The sequence below is a fragment of the Marinococcus sp. LNHM3E3-2.2 genome (genome assembly GCF_056034385.1).
Genome location: NZ_JBQLIC010000010.1, coordinates 53,743 through 69,971 on the forward strand (window position 1 = coordinate 53,743; position 16,229 = coordinate 69,971).

Annotated in this window: 14 protein-coding genes; 1 reads left to right on the forward strand and 13 read right to left on the reverse strand. The window is 54.2% G+C overall.

Annotated elements, in window-relative coordinates; all coding sequences use genetic code 11:
- Window positions 1–37 precede the first annotated feature (37 nt).
- From ACTRXF_RS12880 to ACTRXF_RS12905, 6 genes are all read right to left on the reverse strand, one after another.
- Window positions 38–445: a ribonuclease HI family protein gene (locus tag ACTRXF_RS12880; protein WP_474263390.1), complete on the reverse strand. Its 408-nt coding sequence runs from the start codon at window positions 443–445 to the stop codon at window positions 38–40.
- Between the two features lie 18 nt (window positions 446–463).
- A complete protein-coding gene (gene gpsB / locus ACTRXF_RS12885; protein ID WP_474263388.1) occupies window positions 464–856 on the reverse strand; it encodes a cell division regulator GpsB in 393 nt (130 codons plus the stop codon).
- A 125-nt stretch (window positions 857–981) separates the two neighbouring features.
- Window positions 982–1,539, reverse strand: coding sequence for an SLOG family protein (locus ACTRXF_RS12890; protein WP_474263386.1), 558 nt, complete (start codon window positions 1,537–1,539; stop codon window positions 982–984).
- Entirely contained in the window at window positions 1,536–2,783 is a 1,248-nt protein-coding gene (locus ACTRXF_RS12895; protein WP_474279376.1) for a ribonuclease H-like domain-containing protein, read from the reverse strand. Before ACTRXF_RS12895 ends, ACTRXF_RS12890 begins: the two co-directional genes overlap by 4 nt.
- Entirely contained in the window at window positions 2,773–5,085 is a 2,313-nt protein-coding gene (locus ACTRXF_RS12900) for a DEAD/DEAH box helicase (protein WP_474279360.1), read from the reverse strand. The genes ACTRXF_RS12895 and ACTRXF_RS12900 overlap by 11 nt, the downstream gene beginning before the upstream one ends.
- 384 nt (window positions 5,086–5,469) lie before the next feature.
- Window positions 5,470–6,387, reverse strand: a complete 918-nt coding sequence (locus ACTRXF_RS12905; protein WP_474279362.1) for a chemotaxis protein — start codon at window positions 6,385–6,387, stop codon at window positions 5,470–5,472.
- 139 nt (window positions 6,388–6,526) lie between these two features.
- On the opposite strand from ACTRXF_RS12905, the gene ACTRXF_RS12910 reads away from it, so the two are divergent.
- Entirely contained in the window at window positions 6,527–7,510 is a 984-nt protein-coding gene (locus ACTRXF_RS12910; RefSeq protein WP_474279364.1) for a zinc-binding dehydrogenase, read from the forward strand.
- Between the two features lie 138 nt (window positions 7,511–7,648).
- On the opposite strand, the gene ACTRXF_RS12915 is transcribed toward ACTRXF_RS12910, so the two are convergent.
- From ACTRXF_RS12915 to nadE, 7 genes are all read right to left on the reverse strand, one after another.
- Complete coding sequence (locus ACTRXF_RS12915; protein ID WP_474279366.1) at window positions 7,649–8,452, reverse strand: ABC transporter ATP-binding protein; 804 nt, start codon at window positions 8,450–8,452, stop codon at window positions 7,649–7,651.
- 12 nt (window positions 8,453–8,464) lie between these two features.
- Window positions 8,465–8,755, reverse strand: coding sequence for an iron-sulfur cluster assembly accessory protein (locus ACTRXF_RS12920; RefSeq protein ID WP_474279368.1), 291 nt, complete (start codon window positions 8,753–8,755; stop codon window positions 8,465–8,467).
- A gap of 80 nt (window positions 8,756–8,835) precedes the next feature.
- Window positions 8,836–9,171 (reverse strand): cyclic-phosphate processing receiver domain-containing protein, encoded by a 336-nt coding sequence (locus ACTRXF_RS12925; protein ID WP_079476470.1) that lies wholly within the window; start codon window positions 9,169–9,171, stop codon window positions 8,836–8,838.
- A gap of 43 nt (window positions 9,172–9,214) precedes the next feature.
- Window positions 9,215–12,916, reverse strand: a complete 3,702-nt coding sequence (locus tag ACTRXF_RS12930) for a dynamin family protein (protein ID WP_474279370.1) — start codon at window positions 12,914–12,916, stop codon at window positions 9,215–9,217.
- Between the two features lie 63 nt (window positions 12,917–12,979).
- Window positions 12,980–14,206 (reverse strand): EAL domain-containing protein, encoded by a 1,227-nt coding sequence (locus ACTRXF_RS12935; protein ID WP_474263467.1) that lies wholly within the window; start codon window positions 14,204–14,206, stop codon window positions 12,980–12,982.
- 129 nt (window positions 14,207–14,335) lie between these two features.
- Window positions 14,336–15,244, reverse strand: a complete 909-nt coding sequence (gene metA / locus ACTRXF_RS12940) for a homoserine O-acetyltransferase MetA (RefSeq protein ID WP_474263372.1) — start codon at window positions 15,242–15,244, stop codon at window positions 14,336–14,338.
- Window positions 15,245–15,383: 139 nt separating this feature from the next.
- Window positions 15,384–16,211, reverse strand: a complete 828-nt coding sequence (gene nadE, locus ACTRXF_RS12945) for an ammonia-dependent NAD(+) synthetase (protein ID WP_474279372.1) — start codon at window positions 16,209–16,211, stop codon at window positions 15,384–15,386.
- Window positions 16,212–16,229 lie beyond the last annotated feature (18 nt).

Genomic DNA, 16,229 nt, shown 5'->3' on the forward strand with positions numbered 1-16,229 from the left:
GGTTCCGGGCAGAAGAAGCAAGCAAAGAAACTGGGCATCAGCAGCGATCGGTCTTGCCCGAAGCGAGCACGGCCTGTCTGGCCAGCCGGTCAGCCGCGCGGTTGTCCCGGGAGGGCACCCATTTGAGAAAACAAAGGGGCAGCTCCTCTTCGGCGCGCAGAATTTTGGATAAATACGGCTGATAAAGCTTTCGTTTCACAAACCGCTTTTCCACCGACGCATTCACAAGCTGCGAATCGGTCCGGATCGAGGCCGAATGCCAGCCGCGCTCGCGGCAGAGCTCATACGCCTGCACACACGCTTCAAATTCCGCTTCGTTGTTGGTCAGGCAGCCGAGCGGGCGGGAAAATTCCTCCACGCTGCCGTCATCGTGCTTCACAAATATGCCGATACCGGAAGGCCCGGGCTGTCCGGCGCTCGCTCCGTCAATATGAATCGTCCGCATATGCCCGCGTCCCCGCCTTTAATCGTATAGTTTCTTGCCGAATACTTCTTTTTCGAGGTTCGAGAGCCGTTTTAAAATATCGTAATTGGTTGTCCCGGCGGCCGGTTCGGCTGCGGTGGTGTTCGAAGCGGTGTCCGTACTGCCGGCGCCGCTTTCGGACCGGGTGGAGGTCGACGACGTCACGGTGCGCTGGTAGCGGGAATCCCCTTCCGGCGATGCGGCGGTCCGCTGCTCCGGCGAGCGGTTCAGCTGGTCTTCGAGCTCGCGCACTTTCTGTTCGAACCGTTCATAATCCTGAATAATAATGTCCAAAAATTGGTCGACTTCGTCTTTGTTGTAGCCTTTGACACTGTTTTTAAAATCTTTGTCTAAAATGTCTTTGGCAGATAACTGTGTCTGTTCCATCAGCAAGGACCACCTCTGCTTTATTTGTATGATACATTCGCGGCCGCCGGCACCTGCCGGGCGGATAACCGCGTATTTATCTGTTTATATTCTTTCAGAATACATAAAAAAAGTCAATTTCCTTCCCGGGACTACCCGTCCCACTCCCGTTCCGCTTCCTCGCGCACGGTTTCCTCAAGGTCCTCCGGCACGATGGTATAGACCGGATAATGATCGCTCTCCTGCCGTCGTTCGGCGGAGGCAAGCATATACCTGGGCACGCCCTCCTGTTCCTCGTCATACAAAATCAGAAGAGCGTCCGTATGGGAAATAATAAAGTCGTTTTTGGCCTTCAGCTGCGACGGATTGACGTACGGGCGCTTGGAAATCGCGTCCACGTAGTCTGCGCTCTGCTTCAGCTCCGCGTAAGCGGTGCGGACGTGCTCCGGCCAGATGGAGTCCTGTTCAAGAAACGGCTCAAGCACGGCGAGCTGAATATGGTCATACTCCTCCCGTAAGCTGTTCCATGCTTCAGCCGCCCACCATTCCACGCCGGGCTGCCCGGAAATAATCAGCCATTCGCTTCCCTCTTCAATCAGCGCCCGCAGCCGCTTTTCGAGCGTTTTTCGGATGTAGGCAATCTCTGGGGCGTCGTCTTTGAAGATGCCGAGCTCTGCCGGCTTGTACCCGGTCGCTGCGAGCCGCCTCAAGACGTCCGCCCCCGTTTGTTCATCAGCCGCTCAAGCCGTTTGTGCAGGTCCGCCTGCTGCCCGGCCGGAAGCGTGATCCCTGCCCGTTCGGCCTTGCTCTGGACCCCTGCGGCGTACAACAGCGCCCGTTCGGGGTTTTTCGCCTGGTGCTCTTCCCATTTGGCAAGCTCCACGCCAGCCTCAAGCGTATACCGCGAATCCTCGTTGCGCTCCCAGACCTTTTCAAACCAGGGAATGGCTTCGGCCTGCCGCTGCTGTTTCTTTAAATTGACGCCGTAGCGGTGCATCGTTTCGCCGTTCTCGTCCCCGCTTTCGACCATTGCGGTGTAGTGCTGGGCGCTTTTCGTCCACTCCTTCTGCTGATCAAACCACTTGGCGACGGCAAGCGATTGTTTTTCACTTGTACCGTCAGCGAGAATTCGTTTGGAAATATCAATGTAAAGCGTGATCAGTGACAAAATATCCTGCTCGTTATGCTCCATAATCCCGGTCACAAACTCGGGAAGCCCTTCGTTCACGTAGTCAAAGTACAGCATCGGCGCGAGGTAGCCCGGGGTGTCGTCGTGGCGGACAAATCCGAGAATATCCCGCTCCACCACGCTCAGCCGGCACGATTCCAGGCGTTCGGCAAACAGGCGCCGGCTCGCATGCAGAAGATCAAAGTGGCCGAAGGCCGGAAGCTTCGGCACCTGGTTGCGCACGAGGGTATGACGGGTCTGCACCTGCGGCCAGTCAAACGATTTGCCGTTGTAGGTGACCAGGTTTTCCGCCGAATAGCACTCGGTTAGAAAATAATGATACAGCGCCACCTCGTGCTCCGGCCCGGGGAGAAAGTACTGCGACACCTCGACCCGGTCCGCGTACACCCGGGCGCCGCCAAGCAGGAAGATGGTGGTGCCGGTCCCCCCTTTCAGCCCGGTCGTCTCGGTATCAAAAAACAGCAGGTCCTCCGGCCGCCGGTTCTCCGGGTGCAGCGGATGAAACGCGGGCTCCTCCTTCCAGCGGTCAAACACGGTAAACAGCTCGCCAAACGAGGCGCTGCCGTGGATATAGTCAAGCGGATACGTTACGGTTCGTTTTAAAATCGTTTCCCCGTCATAATGCTTCGGCACCGCGCCAAATGCTTCCCATTCATCGAGGTGAAAAATCCCTCCCTCCTCCCCCTTTTTTTCTTCGGTAGGAGCGGGCGCAGAAGGGGCTTCCTCCTGCAGATGCGTTTTCATTCGTTTAAGTTTATTTTTCATGCTCACGGTCGGTACTCACCTCCTGTTCGGCCTGAAGCCGGTGAATGAATGCGAGCACGGTCGCTTTCGTGTTTCCGCTCAGCATAATATCCGACCCGATGCAGGACGGGCAGCCGTCCTGGCACGGACAGGCCTCAATCAACGAGGCGCAGTCGCCCAGCACGTCGGGCAGGTCGGTGAAAATGGTGGAAGACAGCCCGACGCCCCCGGGATAGCGGTCGTATAAAAAGATAGTCGGCTGCTCCGAATGGGTCGCCTTCATCTGCGGTACCACGTGAATGTCGGACGGGTCGCACATGACCCGGACGGGCGCCGTGTGCCGGAGCACATTCGCAAGTCCCATCATCGCCTGCTCCAGCGTGTCGCGCCCAAACTCCTGGACGGTATCTTCGGGAAAATGGAGCCAGCAGGCATTTGTATGCAGCTCCTCCTCCGGCAGGTGCACGGTTCCGGAGCCGATGTTTTCAAATGTCGTCAGCTTGATTTTTTTAAAGATGGTCACCTTGGCGTGTACCATCACATCCCCAAAGCCGGCGTGGTACGACGGATAGTCGGACGTTTTATCCTCTTCGAGCACCTTCAGCTCGACGGCCATGTTGGCATCGGTGTAGTAGTCGACCCGCACCTCCTCCACATACGCTTTTTTTTCGTCCCAGTCCAGATAAATGACCTGGTACTGCACGCCCTGGTGAATGTAAATGGCTTCGTCATGCAGCAGAGTCATGGCGCTGAAGCGGTCCATCTGTCCGATCACCTTGGACGCGGACGGCACCGTCTGGTCGATGATGACGACGTTTTCCTGCGAGGCCGAGCGCAGGCTGATGCCGTGCGCCGGAAACGCATCGCTCATCCAGTACCATTTGGAGCCCCGGTGGTGCACGACGTTTTCCTCCGACAGGTACTCGAGCACGTCGTTTACATCAACCCCGCCGAACGTGTCATCGTCCCGGAACGGGAGCTCAAAGGCGGCACATTTCACATGGTCGACGAGAATGATCAGGTTATCGGGATGGATGCGCGCGGTTTCCGGATTTTTCTCCAGAAAGTAATCGGAATGCTGGATCATGTACTGGTCGATCGGGTTGGAGCTTGCGATCATGACGATCAGCGACTCCGACTGGCGGCGTCCCGCACGCCCGGCTTGCTGCCAGGCACTTGCAATCGAGCCCGGGTAGCCGGACATGATGCATACCTGCAGCTGCCCGATGTCGACGCCAAGCTCGAGGGCGTTGGTGGAAATCACGCCCATAATATCGCCGGAACGGAGCCCTTCCTCAATAGCCCGCCGCTGGTTGGGCAGATAGCCGCCGCGGTAGCCGGTCACGAGGCTCTGCTGGCCGGTCTGCCTGCTGTTCAAATGCTGCAGATGACTTAAAATGACCTCCACCATTACCCGGCTCTTCGTAAATACAATGGTCTGGACGTGCTGCTCGAGAAACGTATTGGCGAGTCGGTTAACTTCCGAAAGGACCCCTTTTCGGATATTCATCGCTTCGTTAATGACCGGCGGGTTGTAAAACACGAAATGCTTTTTCCCCTGCGGTGCCCCGTTGTTGTCCACAAGCTCAAAGGGCTGTTCGGTAAGGGTCTCGGCGAGCTCACGCGGATTGGCGATCGTTGCGGAGGTCGTGATAAAGGTCGGCTCTGCCCCGTAGTAGCGGGCAATGCGCAGCAGCCGGCGCAGGACGTTCGCCACGTGGCTCCCGAATACGCCGCGGTACGTATGAATCTCGTCAATCACGATATAGCGCAGGTGCTCAAACAGCGACACCCATTTGGTATGGTGCGGAAGAATCGCCGAATGCAGCATGTCCGGGTTGGTCATGACAATATGGCCGGCGCGCCGGATCGACTGCCGGATGGTCGGCGGTGTATCCCCATCATACGTGTAGCTGTTGATGGAAGCGCCGATCTCCTCGATAAATTCATTGATTTCGCTTTTCTGGTCCTGGGCAAGCGCTTTGGTCGGAAACAGATACAGGGCGCGTGCCTCCGGCTCGTCCATGATCGTCTGCAGCACCGGAAGGTTGTAGCACAAGGTTTTCCCGGAGGCAGTCGGCGTAATGGTGACCACATTGGCCTTGCGTCCGTAAGCTGCTTCAAACGCGGAATGCTGATGGGTATACAGCGAATCGATGCCTCGGGCGACAAGGCCGGCGCGGAGGCGCTCATGCAGCTGTTCCGGGAAAGGCGCTGTTTTAGCGGGCCGTGCTTCCACGGTATGCCAGAATTCTATATTGGGCGCAATGGACGTGTCAGTTTTCATCCACTGCATTAACTCCTGTAAGGATTGTTTTTTCATGGTTGCTCACCTCAGCATATTCCCATTATAGCGAATGTATGTTTGTTTTTCTATCCTGGCTGTTTTTGTTGTTATAACACAGAAAAGGCTTCCCGCCTATTACTGCGGGAAGCCTTTTCGGGACGTGAGCGTTATTTAGTGTTGGTGTGATAGTCATTAATCATATCGAGAATCGTCTGATTTTCCTCTTCCGGGGTATAACGGTCTTCTTTCGATCTTGTGAAATGACGCATCCTAAAATCGCTCCTTTTCGTTAATGTTGTTATAATGTAATTCAAATTATATACCGTTGTTATAATACAGTCAACGGTTATTTCTTAATTTTTTCGAATTTTTTATAAAAAAAGCCCCTCTGCTTGATCGCAGAGAGGCTCTATCGACGGTTCAGCGGGCGGCAGCAGCGCGGATGCAGCCGTCGATTGTTTTTACCAGTGTGTTAATTTCGGGCTTGCTCACCTGGGCATCGGCTCCGACTTTTTCTCCTTTGTGAAACAAATCCGCGGTAATCAGAGAGGAAAAGATAATGACTGGAAGGCTGCGGAGGCTTTCATGGTCCTTGATTTTTTTCGTCAGATGATGGCCATCCATCTGCGGCATTTCAATGTCTGTAATGACGAGATCCGGCAGGTTTGCCGCGGCATCGTCTGCCAGCAATTCCTCCAGATACTCGTACGCTTCCCGGCCGTTTTCAAAGGAGCGGTGCTGTTTGTAGCCGGCTTCTGCGAGTGTATCGACAATCAGATGCTTGAGCACCGGCGAGTCCTCTGCAATTAATACGGTCGTGTTTTCCCGGTCCGGCCTGTACGACGGCAGGTGCTGGTCAAACAGGGTGTCCGGGGAAATGTCGCTGATGATTTTTTCGTAATCAAGCAGAAAGACCATGGCGTGCTCCATTTTTACAATACCGATGGAGCGTGCTTCGAGTCCCTGGGACAGGGCATTGGGCTTTTCAATATCCTCCCAGCTGATACGGTGAATACGGGATACTTCTTCGACATGAAACGCTACCTTCACCTGATTCAGCTCGGCGATAATGTATTTGTCATGCCGGACGTCGTCCGCCCCGTCGTGATGGAGCACTTTTTTTAAGTCGATCACCGGAATCACTTCATTGCGCAGCCGGACAATTCCTTTGACGTGCTCGTGATGGTTGGGCACGGGAGTAACCTCCACCTGATGAATGATTTCGCGGACCTTTAACACATTGATGCCGAATTGACTGCTTCCGACGGAAAAAAGAACGATTTCGAGCTCATTCGTCCCGGATTCTAATAAAATGTTTTTTTCGCTTGCTAAGGACATGCCATTTCCCCTCCTGGTCTCTTTACTTTATATATCGGTCCCTGCCATCAGGTATTAAAGGCATCCAGTCAGGAGTTTTTATTTTTAGATGTTTTTGGCTCGTACGCGGAAGGTATAGGAGTGACAGGAGGCTGATAGAATGAAAGCACTTGTGATAAATGAAGCCGGAGACCCCGGCCAGTTAAAGGAAGCAGACATCGACATGCCGGAGCCGGAAGCTCATGAGCTCCGCATTAAAGTACATGCTGTGGGCTTAAACCCGGTCGATTATAAATTAATGGCGTCCCCTCTACCGGAGTGGTCTTTTCCTCATGTTTCGGGACTGGACGTGTCCGGGGTGATCGATGAAGTCGGCGCGGACGTAACCGATTGGTCAGTCGGAGATGAAGTGTATTATCACGGAAATATGACGAAAGACGGCGGATTTGCTGAATTTACCACCACCCGGGCGGATGTGGTTTCATCGGTGCCGAAAGGCCTGACGCATGTGGAAGCCGCGTCAATGCCAACGGCCGGCTTTACGGCCTACCAGTCGCTGTACCGGAAGGCCCCGCTCCGTCCAGGACAGACGATCATGATTCAGGCCGGATCCGGCGGTGTCGGCAGCTTTGCAGTCCAGCTTGCCAAGCATCTCGGCCTTACGGTCATTTCCACCTGCTCGAGCGAAAATGCGGACTATGTTAAAGATCTGGGCGCCGATCATGTGGTGGACTACCGCAGTGAAAATGTGGTGGAGGAAGTACACAAATGGACGGACGGCCGCGGCGTCGATGTGGTACTTGATCTGGTCGGACAACAAACAGCTACCGAAGCACTGGATTATCTTGCCTTCAACGGTCATTTGATTGCTGTTGTGGCATGGCCGGATCTTTCCCACTACGTAGCGAAAACGCTCGCCCCTTCGATTCATGAAGTGGCGCTTGGATTTGTGTACCGTTCCGATGACGAAGCGCAAATTAAAGATCTCGGTTTTATCGCCCGGGAGCTGGGAGAACTGGCTTCCCAGGGAAAGGTGAAGCCTTCCGTAAGCCGGACCGTCAGCTTCAGTGAGATTCCGGATGCGTTAAAAGATATGCAGGATGGTCACACACGAGGAAAAATCGTGGCATCGTTCGAGGCATAAAATGTTCCAGGGCCCTTTCTCTTATCAGAAAGGGCTTCTTTTTTAGTGATTTTTCTGCTCTTTATAATTGTGTTTTTTCATTTTAATAATAAATAAGGTAATTGAAATTTTTATTATTAACCGAACAGCTATGTCCGGTTACCGGCGTGTCATCGCTCCACCGGTAATAAACCATGGCCGCTGCTCATGCCATTGAATGCTTCCGTTCACGTCAAATGCAGTTGAAACCTCCCGATCCGTCAGAACGTCCTGTTTCTTTCCATCTGCCTGCACCCGGCCGTTTTTCATAATTGTTGCGGCTTCCACAGCTCCCGGCAGTTCTTCGAGATGATGAGTTACATACAGCACAGTCGGCGCCTCGGGGTGCTGCAGCGACGCTTCAAGCCCTTCGATCAACTCCTCTCTTCCCTTTACATCAAGCCCGGTGCACGGCTCGTCAAGCAGCAGCAGCTTCGCTCCTGTTGTCCAGGCCCGCGCAAGCATCACCCGGCGCTTCTCCCCCTGCGAGAGCGCTGCATACGGCACGTCCCTGTACTGTGAAACCCCAAACGTGTGCAGCGCATTCTCTGCCCGTGCTGTGATTTCTTCCGGTGCCTGCTCATAAATACCGATGCTCGCAAAATAACCGCTTAACGCGACATTAAAGGCGGTTTCCCCAGCACGGTGCTGGTACTGATCATCCAGGGCGTTGCTGACGATGCCAATTTCCCGGCGGAGGTTCTGCATGTTCACCCTGCCATGACGGCCAAACCAGGTGTGCACTTCTCCTTCAGTTGCCCACACCTGTCCTAAAATTGCCTGCAGGAGTGTGGTTTTGCCGGAGCCGTTTAAGCCGAGAAGCGCCCGGTGCTCGCCTTGATTAACCGTAAACGAGACGTCGTCAAGCCGGACCCGGCCATTGGTTCGTATGCTGACATTTTTCATCTCCACTAAACGCTCCATCGTCTGGCCTCCTTAAGCTTCGGTGTGTTCATACAAATGAATATTGTTTGCGATTGTCTGATTTTTGTTTTTCAGCATCCATTTAAGCGTGGGATGATAGTCGAGCACCGGCGATGGCTCGATCAGGTGCAGGGTATCTTCATCGGCTGCCCGGACTTCCGGCGAGGTTCCAGGTGAAGCGTGCAGCTGGAATTCCTGAAGCCCCTGGCACCCGCCCGTGAATTCATAGGCAATCGTAATTGTCTGGTTGTCCCCGAGGAGGCGGATCGCTTCCGTCGCCCGGTCCGTTACGTTTATCTGCATAGCTTGTGCCTCCTTTGATTCTGTCCATTATAGCAAAGCTTTTCCCAGTATAAAAAAAAGAAGCCCTGAAAGGCTCCTTTTTAGGCATTCAATGGAAGCGGCCGGTGCAGAATCTTCACTCGTTCAGGAAGTTCCCCGGACTTGCGTGCTTCCATCAGTCTCCGGTACATCCGTTTACCGCCGACTGCATTGGCTGAGTGTATAGTAATCTTTGAAGGTATAATTTGTTTTTCAAGTAAATACAGCACGACGGAAAAACCATTAAAATACTTTGTTCCCAAATCGTGGTCAAGCGACAGATGGCTCACATCAGCCGTGTTTTGCAGTAATCGCATACATTCTTCAGCTGTTTTCACTAATACGTGATTATCCGGAGACTGTCGGACGTCGTCTAAAAAAATATTTGTTCCGTTCATGTCCCCATCCTTTATCTTACAGAGTAATTGTAGTATAACACACTTACTCTTTCTGTCCAACCAGCCTCCGGACCTCTGCTTCAAGCTGGGCCCATTCCCGTTCGGTTTCTCCCGTTTTTTCCTGTCTGAGCCACTCCGCCTGCCGTCGGGAAGCCGCCTCCCACTCAGCGGTGCGCTGCTCCCACCGGTCCCGTGCGGCCGCCTCAGCCCATGCATAGACGTCTTTTTTTACGGTCTGCAGCTCTTGTTCCACCAAGGGACGCAGTTGTTGCTCCAGCACTTCACGGTACACCTTGTTCTGCCCCTTCATGAAAAAATCATAGTGGGTCAGCGTCTTCCACTCGCCTTCAACTGCTTCTGCGATCGCCGGCACCTCAGGCGGGGAAAATTCGATTGATGGAAAAGCCGTCTGCTCCCCCGAAAATACGTAACGGAAAGAGTCCGGAAGCTGCTTTCTCCAATACTGCTCTTCTTCATTCATGGTACGGTGCATCCACTGCTCAATCCGGGCGGAGGTAATCCTTGTTTCCTGTATGAAGCGCTGCAGCACCTGCTGGACCGCCTCTGTCGTTTTCCGGCGAAGCTGGGAGCGAAACGACGACTGCTCGTGAAAGTAAGCCCGCGAAAACCAAAACTGAAATTCCTCCCGGTAATAATAAAACAGGCGCTGGCGCACGTAAAAAAACAACTCCTCCGTTTCCTCCGAAAGCCGCTTTTCGATGCGCTTCCATGATTCCGTCCATTTGTCCTGCGCGGTGAACTGCTCCAGCCGCGCGATGTCGCTTTGCCTTTCCTGCTCCTGTTCGGCATCCGTCCGCCCTGCCTCCGCCCGTGTCCGTTCCACATAGTCCAGGACCTCCGCAGCTTCCCGGCTGCCCTCTTTCATCACGGTCGTTTCAAGCGTAGCGGAAAGAAACTGCTCAAATACGGCCTCGAATCCTTCCAGGCCGCCAGCCATTTTGTCCTGAAGCGATACTTTCCCGGAAATGGGCAAAACAAGTGGGTCGTGAATGCCAATCGCGGCCAGCTCCTCCCGGACGTACCGGAGAACCTCCTCGAGCTCCCGCCTGCCGGCAGCCAGATCCGCTGCATTAACTAAAAAAATGAGCTTATCATAGGAAAATGTCTGGTTCACCGCAGCCAGCTGTTCCAAAAACGCTTTGTCCCCGCGGGAAAACGCATGGTTGTAATACGATAAAAACAAAATAGCGTCCGCCCGCTTCATTTCCTGAAACGAAATGTCCGCGTGCCGCTGATACACAGAATGTATACCGGGCGTATCGACGACCTCCATCCCTCTGCCGGTCCACCTCGTAGAAAGATAAACATCCGCCCGCTCGATCATCATGGCGGCCTCTTCGGCACCCGCGGCCTGCTGAAAAGCTTCCAGGGAAACCGTTTCCGGTCGGCCGGCACTGCTCTCTTGCTTTTTATAGGACGACACGTACTGATCAAGCATCCTTTTTTCTTCCTCCCGCATGGCGTCGAACGCAAGCGGCTCCAGATGCTGCTGCTCGAGTTCCGTCCGTTTCTGCTTTTCTGCTTTCTCCGAACGCTCCTGCAGCTCTTCTTCATAGGCGGCGTACCGGCTGCTCCATTCCGTCACATGCGAAAGGCGCACCTCGAACGGAGCGAGCAGGTCATTCATGTCCTGCAGGACGTCGGCCTGCTGTTTATAGTAAATCACCGCGCTCCGGTCCGGGTGCCGGCTGTCCGGCGCTTTGATATGAGTAATGGCTGCTGTGGTCGGATTTGCCGACACCGGCAGTACTGTTTCTCCGGCCATGGCATTGGCCACGGTGGATTTCCCGGCGCTGAACCCGCCGAAAAAAGAAACGCGGAACGCCTGCTCCCGAAGCCGCTGGGCCCGGGCATCAAGCCGCCGGGCAAACCCTTCAAGTGATGCATACGGCTGTATGAGCCGGGCCAGCTTCTGCCACTTATCTGCCGCTTCCTCCGGGTCCGGGCGGGTTTCCCGCTCCCCACCGGCACTGTCCAGGTAATCCCGGTACCATTCCTGCACCGAATAGACTTCTTCCCCCGTCGAAGGAGCCACAGCCTGCGTGACTGGCTTCCGCTCTGACGGCTGCGCCAGTGGAACGGCCTCCTGGGCCCACCGCTGCTGCAAGGCCTCCAGCAGTTCTTTCACCCGGTAAAATTCTTTTCGCCACGCTTCATAAGCCTCCCATGCCTTTCGATGGGCTGCCGTTTTTGTTTCCTGCCGATGAGCCTCCGTCTCCTTATGGGCACGGACCTTCTCCAAAAACAGCGGCATCCAGTCTGCGAGCTGCCGGCGGTAGGCCGTCTGCATTTTTTCCTCCAGCGTGCGGCAGTAGGTTCTCGCATAGGCCTCGGTGAGACGTGCCCCTTTGTTTTCCGCTTCCTCAAGCATCGCGGCGTCTGCGCGCACCTCCATGGCCTCAATAGCAGCTTCCACTTCCGGATCTCTGCCGGCGTATTGTTCGGCCGTCTGCTTCATATCACGTTTTAAATGATTTTCGAGTTCATTTTTAATGTTTTCATTCAGCTCTTCCATCACTCGTGCTTCGCGTTCCTTACGCACCCTGGCTGTTTTTTGCGTCCCCAGCCAGCTTTTCACACGAAAGGTGACAAGACGGGATTCCAGATACGCATGCACGGCTGCCCGGGTATGATAAGGCATCAGCTTGGCCCGGGCAAAGGCATCAAGAATGGTCCGGCGCATCGCTTTTTCCGCCTTCGTTTCCCAGTGCCTGAACTGTCCGGCAGCTTCCTGATCGGCCTCGAGTGCGTCATACAGGAATCCCGGTGTGGAAAACGTCTCCCAGATGTGCTGCACGTCCCCGTCCGGCTCTGCGGCGGCAAGACGACTCCGCAAATGGGACACAGTGATATAATAAGACCTCGAGGCGCATGTCTGGCGGATATGCTCCTTCCGCTCCCCGGAATCTTCCGGCAGCATTTTTTCCCGCAGGGCTTTCCAGGAATCAGCGGTCCGTTCCGGATAAAGAGCAGACACAAAGAAAATAGCCCCGTATTCGATCTGCCTCCGGTCCAGGCTCTGACGGATCCTGTCCTGATACGCCTGAAATGAAAGCTCCTCCTCTTCATGCTTATCCACCTGGTTGACGATCAGCGACGGGCGAACGTACTGCTCGTTCAACTGCTGCAGAAATAAAAAATTTTCTTCCGACTCCACCTGCTGGTAATCGGTGACATAAAACAGTTCATCCGCTATCATCCATTCCGATTCTGCCGCCCGCTGATGAGCGGCTTCGGTGGAATCGATACCCGGCGTGTCAAAAAGCGTCACTCCCGGCGGCAGCGGTAGATCCGGATGCTTCACCTCCACCCGCTCAGTCTCTCTGGCCATCATCCAGGTGTTCGTCCAGTCCTCCGGCGGTACGGCGGTTGTCTGGCCGCCGGTGGTAACCTCGTAGGAGACAGTGCTGCCGGTTGTAAATGACACGATATTTGCACTCGTCGGTACCGGGTGGGCAGGCAGCCATTCCCCCTCCAGCAGTTGATTGATCAGCGTGCTTTTGCCGGCGGAAAAATGGCCGCATACGAGGACATGGTATGCCGATGCGCTATTTTTCGCCTTCAGCCGCTGTAGGTTCTTCTGCTCCTCTTCGCCCAGCCCCGGTATGGCCCGCACCTCTTCCAGACCGCCGGCGACCGCTGCCTGCGAAAACGTATGCCGGGAGAAAAAGCTCCGGACCGTGTCGTTGTTCCATTGATACATGTCAAGACTTGGCCGCTGCACTGTTACCGCGCTCCTTTTTATGTAAAAACGCCGCTCCCCCACAGCAGGAGAAGCCGGCGCTGTTTACAGCAGATAATCTTTTTCATACAAAAATGCGTAAGGAATGTCCACAAACACGTACAGATCCTCCGTAATCGGATGGGAATACGTACGGATCATTTCATCGCTGTGAAAATCCGTATACATATCGGACAAAATTCCCCGCTGTTCAAAATTCATGCGTACAATGTTTTCAAGAAAATACGGGCGCCAGCTCCAGTTGCGGTTGCGCTCCTCGGTCCGGTATTCCCACGCCTCGCCGTTCTGGCGCGAGGCGTTTCCGGAAAGCTGATATCCTTCCCCGTCGCACACATACACCCGAAAGCTCATTTCCTCGAGCGACTCGGCGGTTTTCAGCGTCCATCCGTCAATGTCTTCCATCACATCCACGTGCTTGAGCCGGGCATTCAGCCGCTTGTTCAGCTCGGCGGTAAGCTGGATCTGAGCTTCAATTTTTTTGCGTTCCACATCAATGAAATGGTGAATATCTTTTTTCATCCGTTCCTGAAACTGATCCTTTTCAATGAACGTCTCTTTCGGCTTGTCGAGATAAAATCCCTGGTAGTACCGGGCGCCGTTGCGCCAGGCATAGTTCAGCTGATTAAACGACTCGATTTTTTCAAATAAAAGCGAAGCCCCAATCTTTCTCGACAGCGTCGATAACGAATGCAGCACGTCCCGGTAAATGCTCGGCACTGCAAAATTTTCAGAAAACGTCACGTCCACCTTCAGCACATTAGGCTTTAAATAGGCAATCTGCTCCAGATGAATCGCTTCCTTGCCGAGATTGTCAATCGCAATCGACAGCCCGGCGCTCTGGGCATACTGCATAAAATGCTTCAGGCGGGAGAGGTCCTGCTGGAAATCCGTCGCCTTCAGCTCCAGGCAGATTGAGGTCGGGGCTATGCCCCTTTCCTCGTACCCGAGCAGAAATTCGACCAGGCCGTCTCCCCCGTCCCCCAGAATGGTGGCCGCATCCACGTTCAAAAAGATCATGTCTGTCCGCTCTCCGGCCACAAATGTCTCCAGGGCAGCCTGGTGCACGGCACGGTCGATTTCCTGCTTATATTCCCACGGCACGTTCGGGTCCCGAAAGCAGTCTTCCAGCGTTTCGGCACTCCCGTTATCGTTCCCGAAGCGGCCGAGCACTTCATACGCAGAAATTTCCAGCTTATCTGCACTCAGTATCGGCTGAAAGTATACCATGATCCGTTCTTTGTTCATCAACACGTCTAGCGCATCCAACTCCATCACCCAATCTTCCGCTCTCAGTCTTCGGCGGCTCTGCCAGTTTGTCACTTCTTACTGTTCGCATACGCGTCTATTATATCATCTTTTTTCCGCCGACTGAAAAAACTGTTTCCAAAATTGGAAACAGTTTTAGGCAAAATCGAACGGAGTTTCCTGATAGACATAGTAGTTCAGCCAGTTCGTAAACAGCAGCGTCGCATGGGCGCGCCACATTTTCAGCGGGGAATACAGATGATTGTCCTCCGGAAAGTAGTTTTCCGGCACCTCTGTCCCGAGACCGCGCCGCATATCACGTTCAAATTCATCGCGCAGGGTTTCTGCATCGTATTCGCTGTGGCCGGTGACATAAATCCGTTTGCGGTCCTTCGTCGCTACAATATACAGCCCGGCTTCGTCGGATTCCGACAGAATGTCAAGGTCCGGACAGGCCTCCACGTCCTCCCGTCTTGTTTTCGTGTACCGGGAATGCGGCACATAAAACTGATCGTCGAACCCGCTCAGAAGCTTTTCGTTACCGCCGTTAATGTAGTGCGGATACACGCCGAACTGCTTTTTCGGGAGCGGATGCTTATCGATGCCGTGGTGGTGATACAGGGCGGCCTGGGCGCCCCAGCAGATGTGCAGCGTGTTCGTGACGTTCTGGTCGCTCCAGTCGAGAATACTCTGCAGCTCTTCCCAGTAGTCCACTTCTTCAAATGGGATCTTTTCAAGCGGTGCTCCGGTGATAATCATGCCGTCGAATTTTCTGCTCCGCACTTCATCAATCGTTTTATAGAACGACGACAGGTGCTCACGCGGTGTATTTTTGGAGCGGTGGGTGTCCGGGTGTAGAAAGGATACGTCCACCTGCAGCGGCGTATTACTGAGCATCCGGAGAATCTGGGTCTCCGTGCGTTCCTTTAAGGGCATCAGGTTCAGAATGACGATTTTCAGCGGGCGGATATCCTGCAGATAGGCCCGGCTTTCGTTCATGATGAAAATATTTTCTTTTTCCAGCGTATCTTTGGCCGGTAAATAGTCAGGCACTTTTATAGGCATGCACTATCGTACTCCTTTAGCGTATTTCGGTGTTCTCTCCTTTTCTTTCTGTTATCTGTATATCAAACATTGCGTCCGGCGTCCAGTCATTCCGTATTGGTAAAAACGGATGGCCGCAAGGGACCATCCGCAGACGCTTTTATTCTTTCCACCACGTATCGTATAACGTTGCCGGCAATTCCCGTTTATGGGCTGTCCTGTTATACATGCCCACCAGCCGCTCGTGGGCTTCGGTATCGATGGCGCGGCCTTCGAGAAAGTCGTCAATCTGATCGTACGTCAGCCCAAGTGCTTCCTCATCCGGAAGGCCCGGCCGGTCGCTTTCAAGATCGGCGGTCGGCACTTTTTCAAACGTCGATGCCGGTGCTTCAAGCTCGCGCAGCAGCATTTTGCCCTGGCGCTTGTTCAGTCCAAACAGCGGTGCCACATCGCAGGCGCCGTCCCCATGCTTCGTATAAAAGCCGGTGACCGCCTCTGCCGCATGGTCGGTGCCGATCACCAGCAGCCCTTCGGCTCCGGCAACATCATATTGGGCCTTCATCCGCTCCCGGGCCTTTGTGTTGCCTTTGATAAAGTCGGACATAGTCGTTCCGAGAGCCTGCTCAAACGCCTGCACGGACGCGTCCACGCCCGGCTGCACGTCGATCGTATACGTTTCCTGAGGCTCGATGTATTCGAGTGCTTTCGATGCATCGTCTTCATCATGCTGTTTGCCGTACGGCAGACGGAGCGCGACGAATTTAAACGGCACGGCCTGCTCGGTTTCAAGCTCGTCCACAGCCATCTGGGCGAGCTTGCCGACGAGCGTCGAATCCTGGCCGCCGGAAATGCCGAGAACAAAGCCTTTGGCTCCGGCCTGCTTCGCGTATTCTTTTAAAAAGTGCACCCGGCGTTCGATTTCCTGCTTCGGATCAATCTCCGGCGTCGTCTGCAGTGCTTCAATAATTTCATTCTGCGTTGCATTCATAGTTCGTGCCTCCAGATT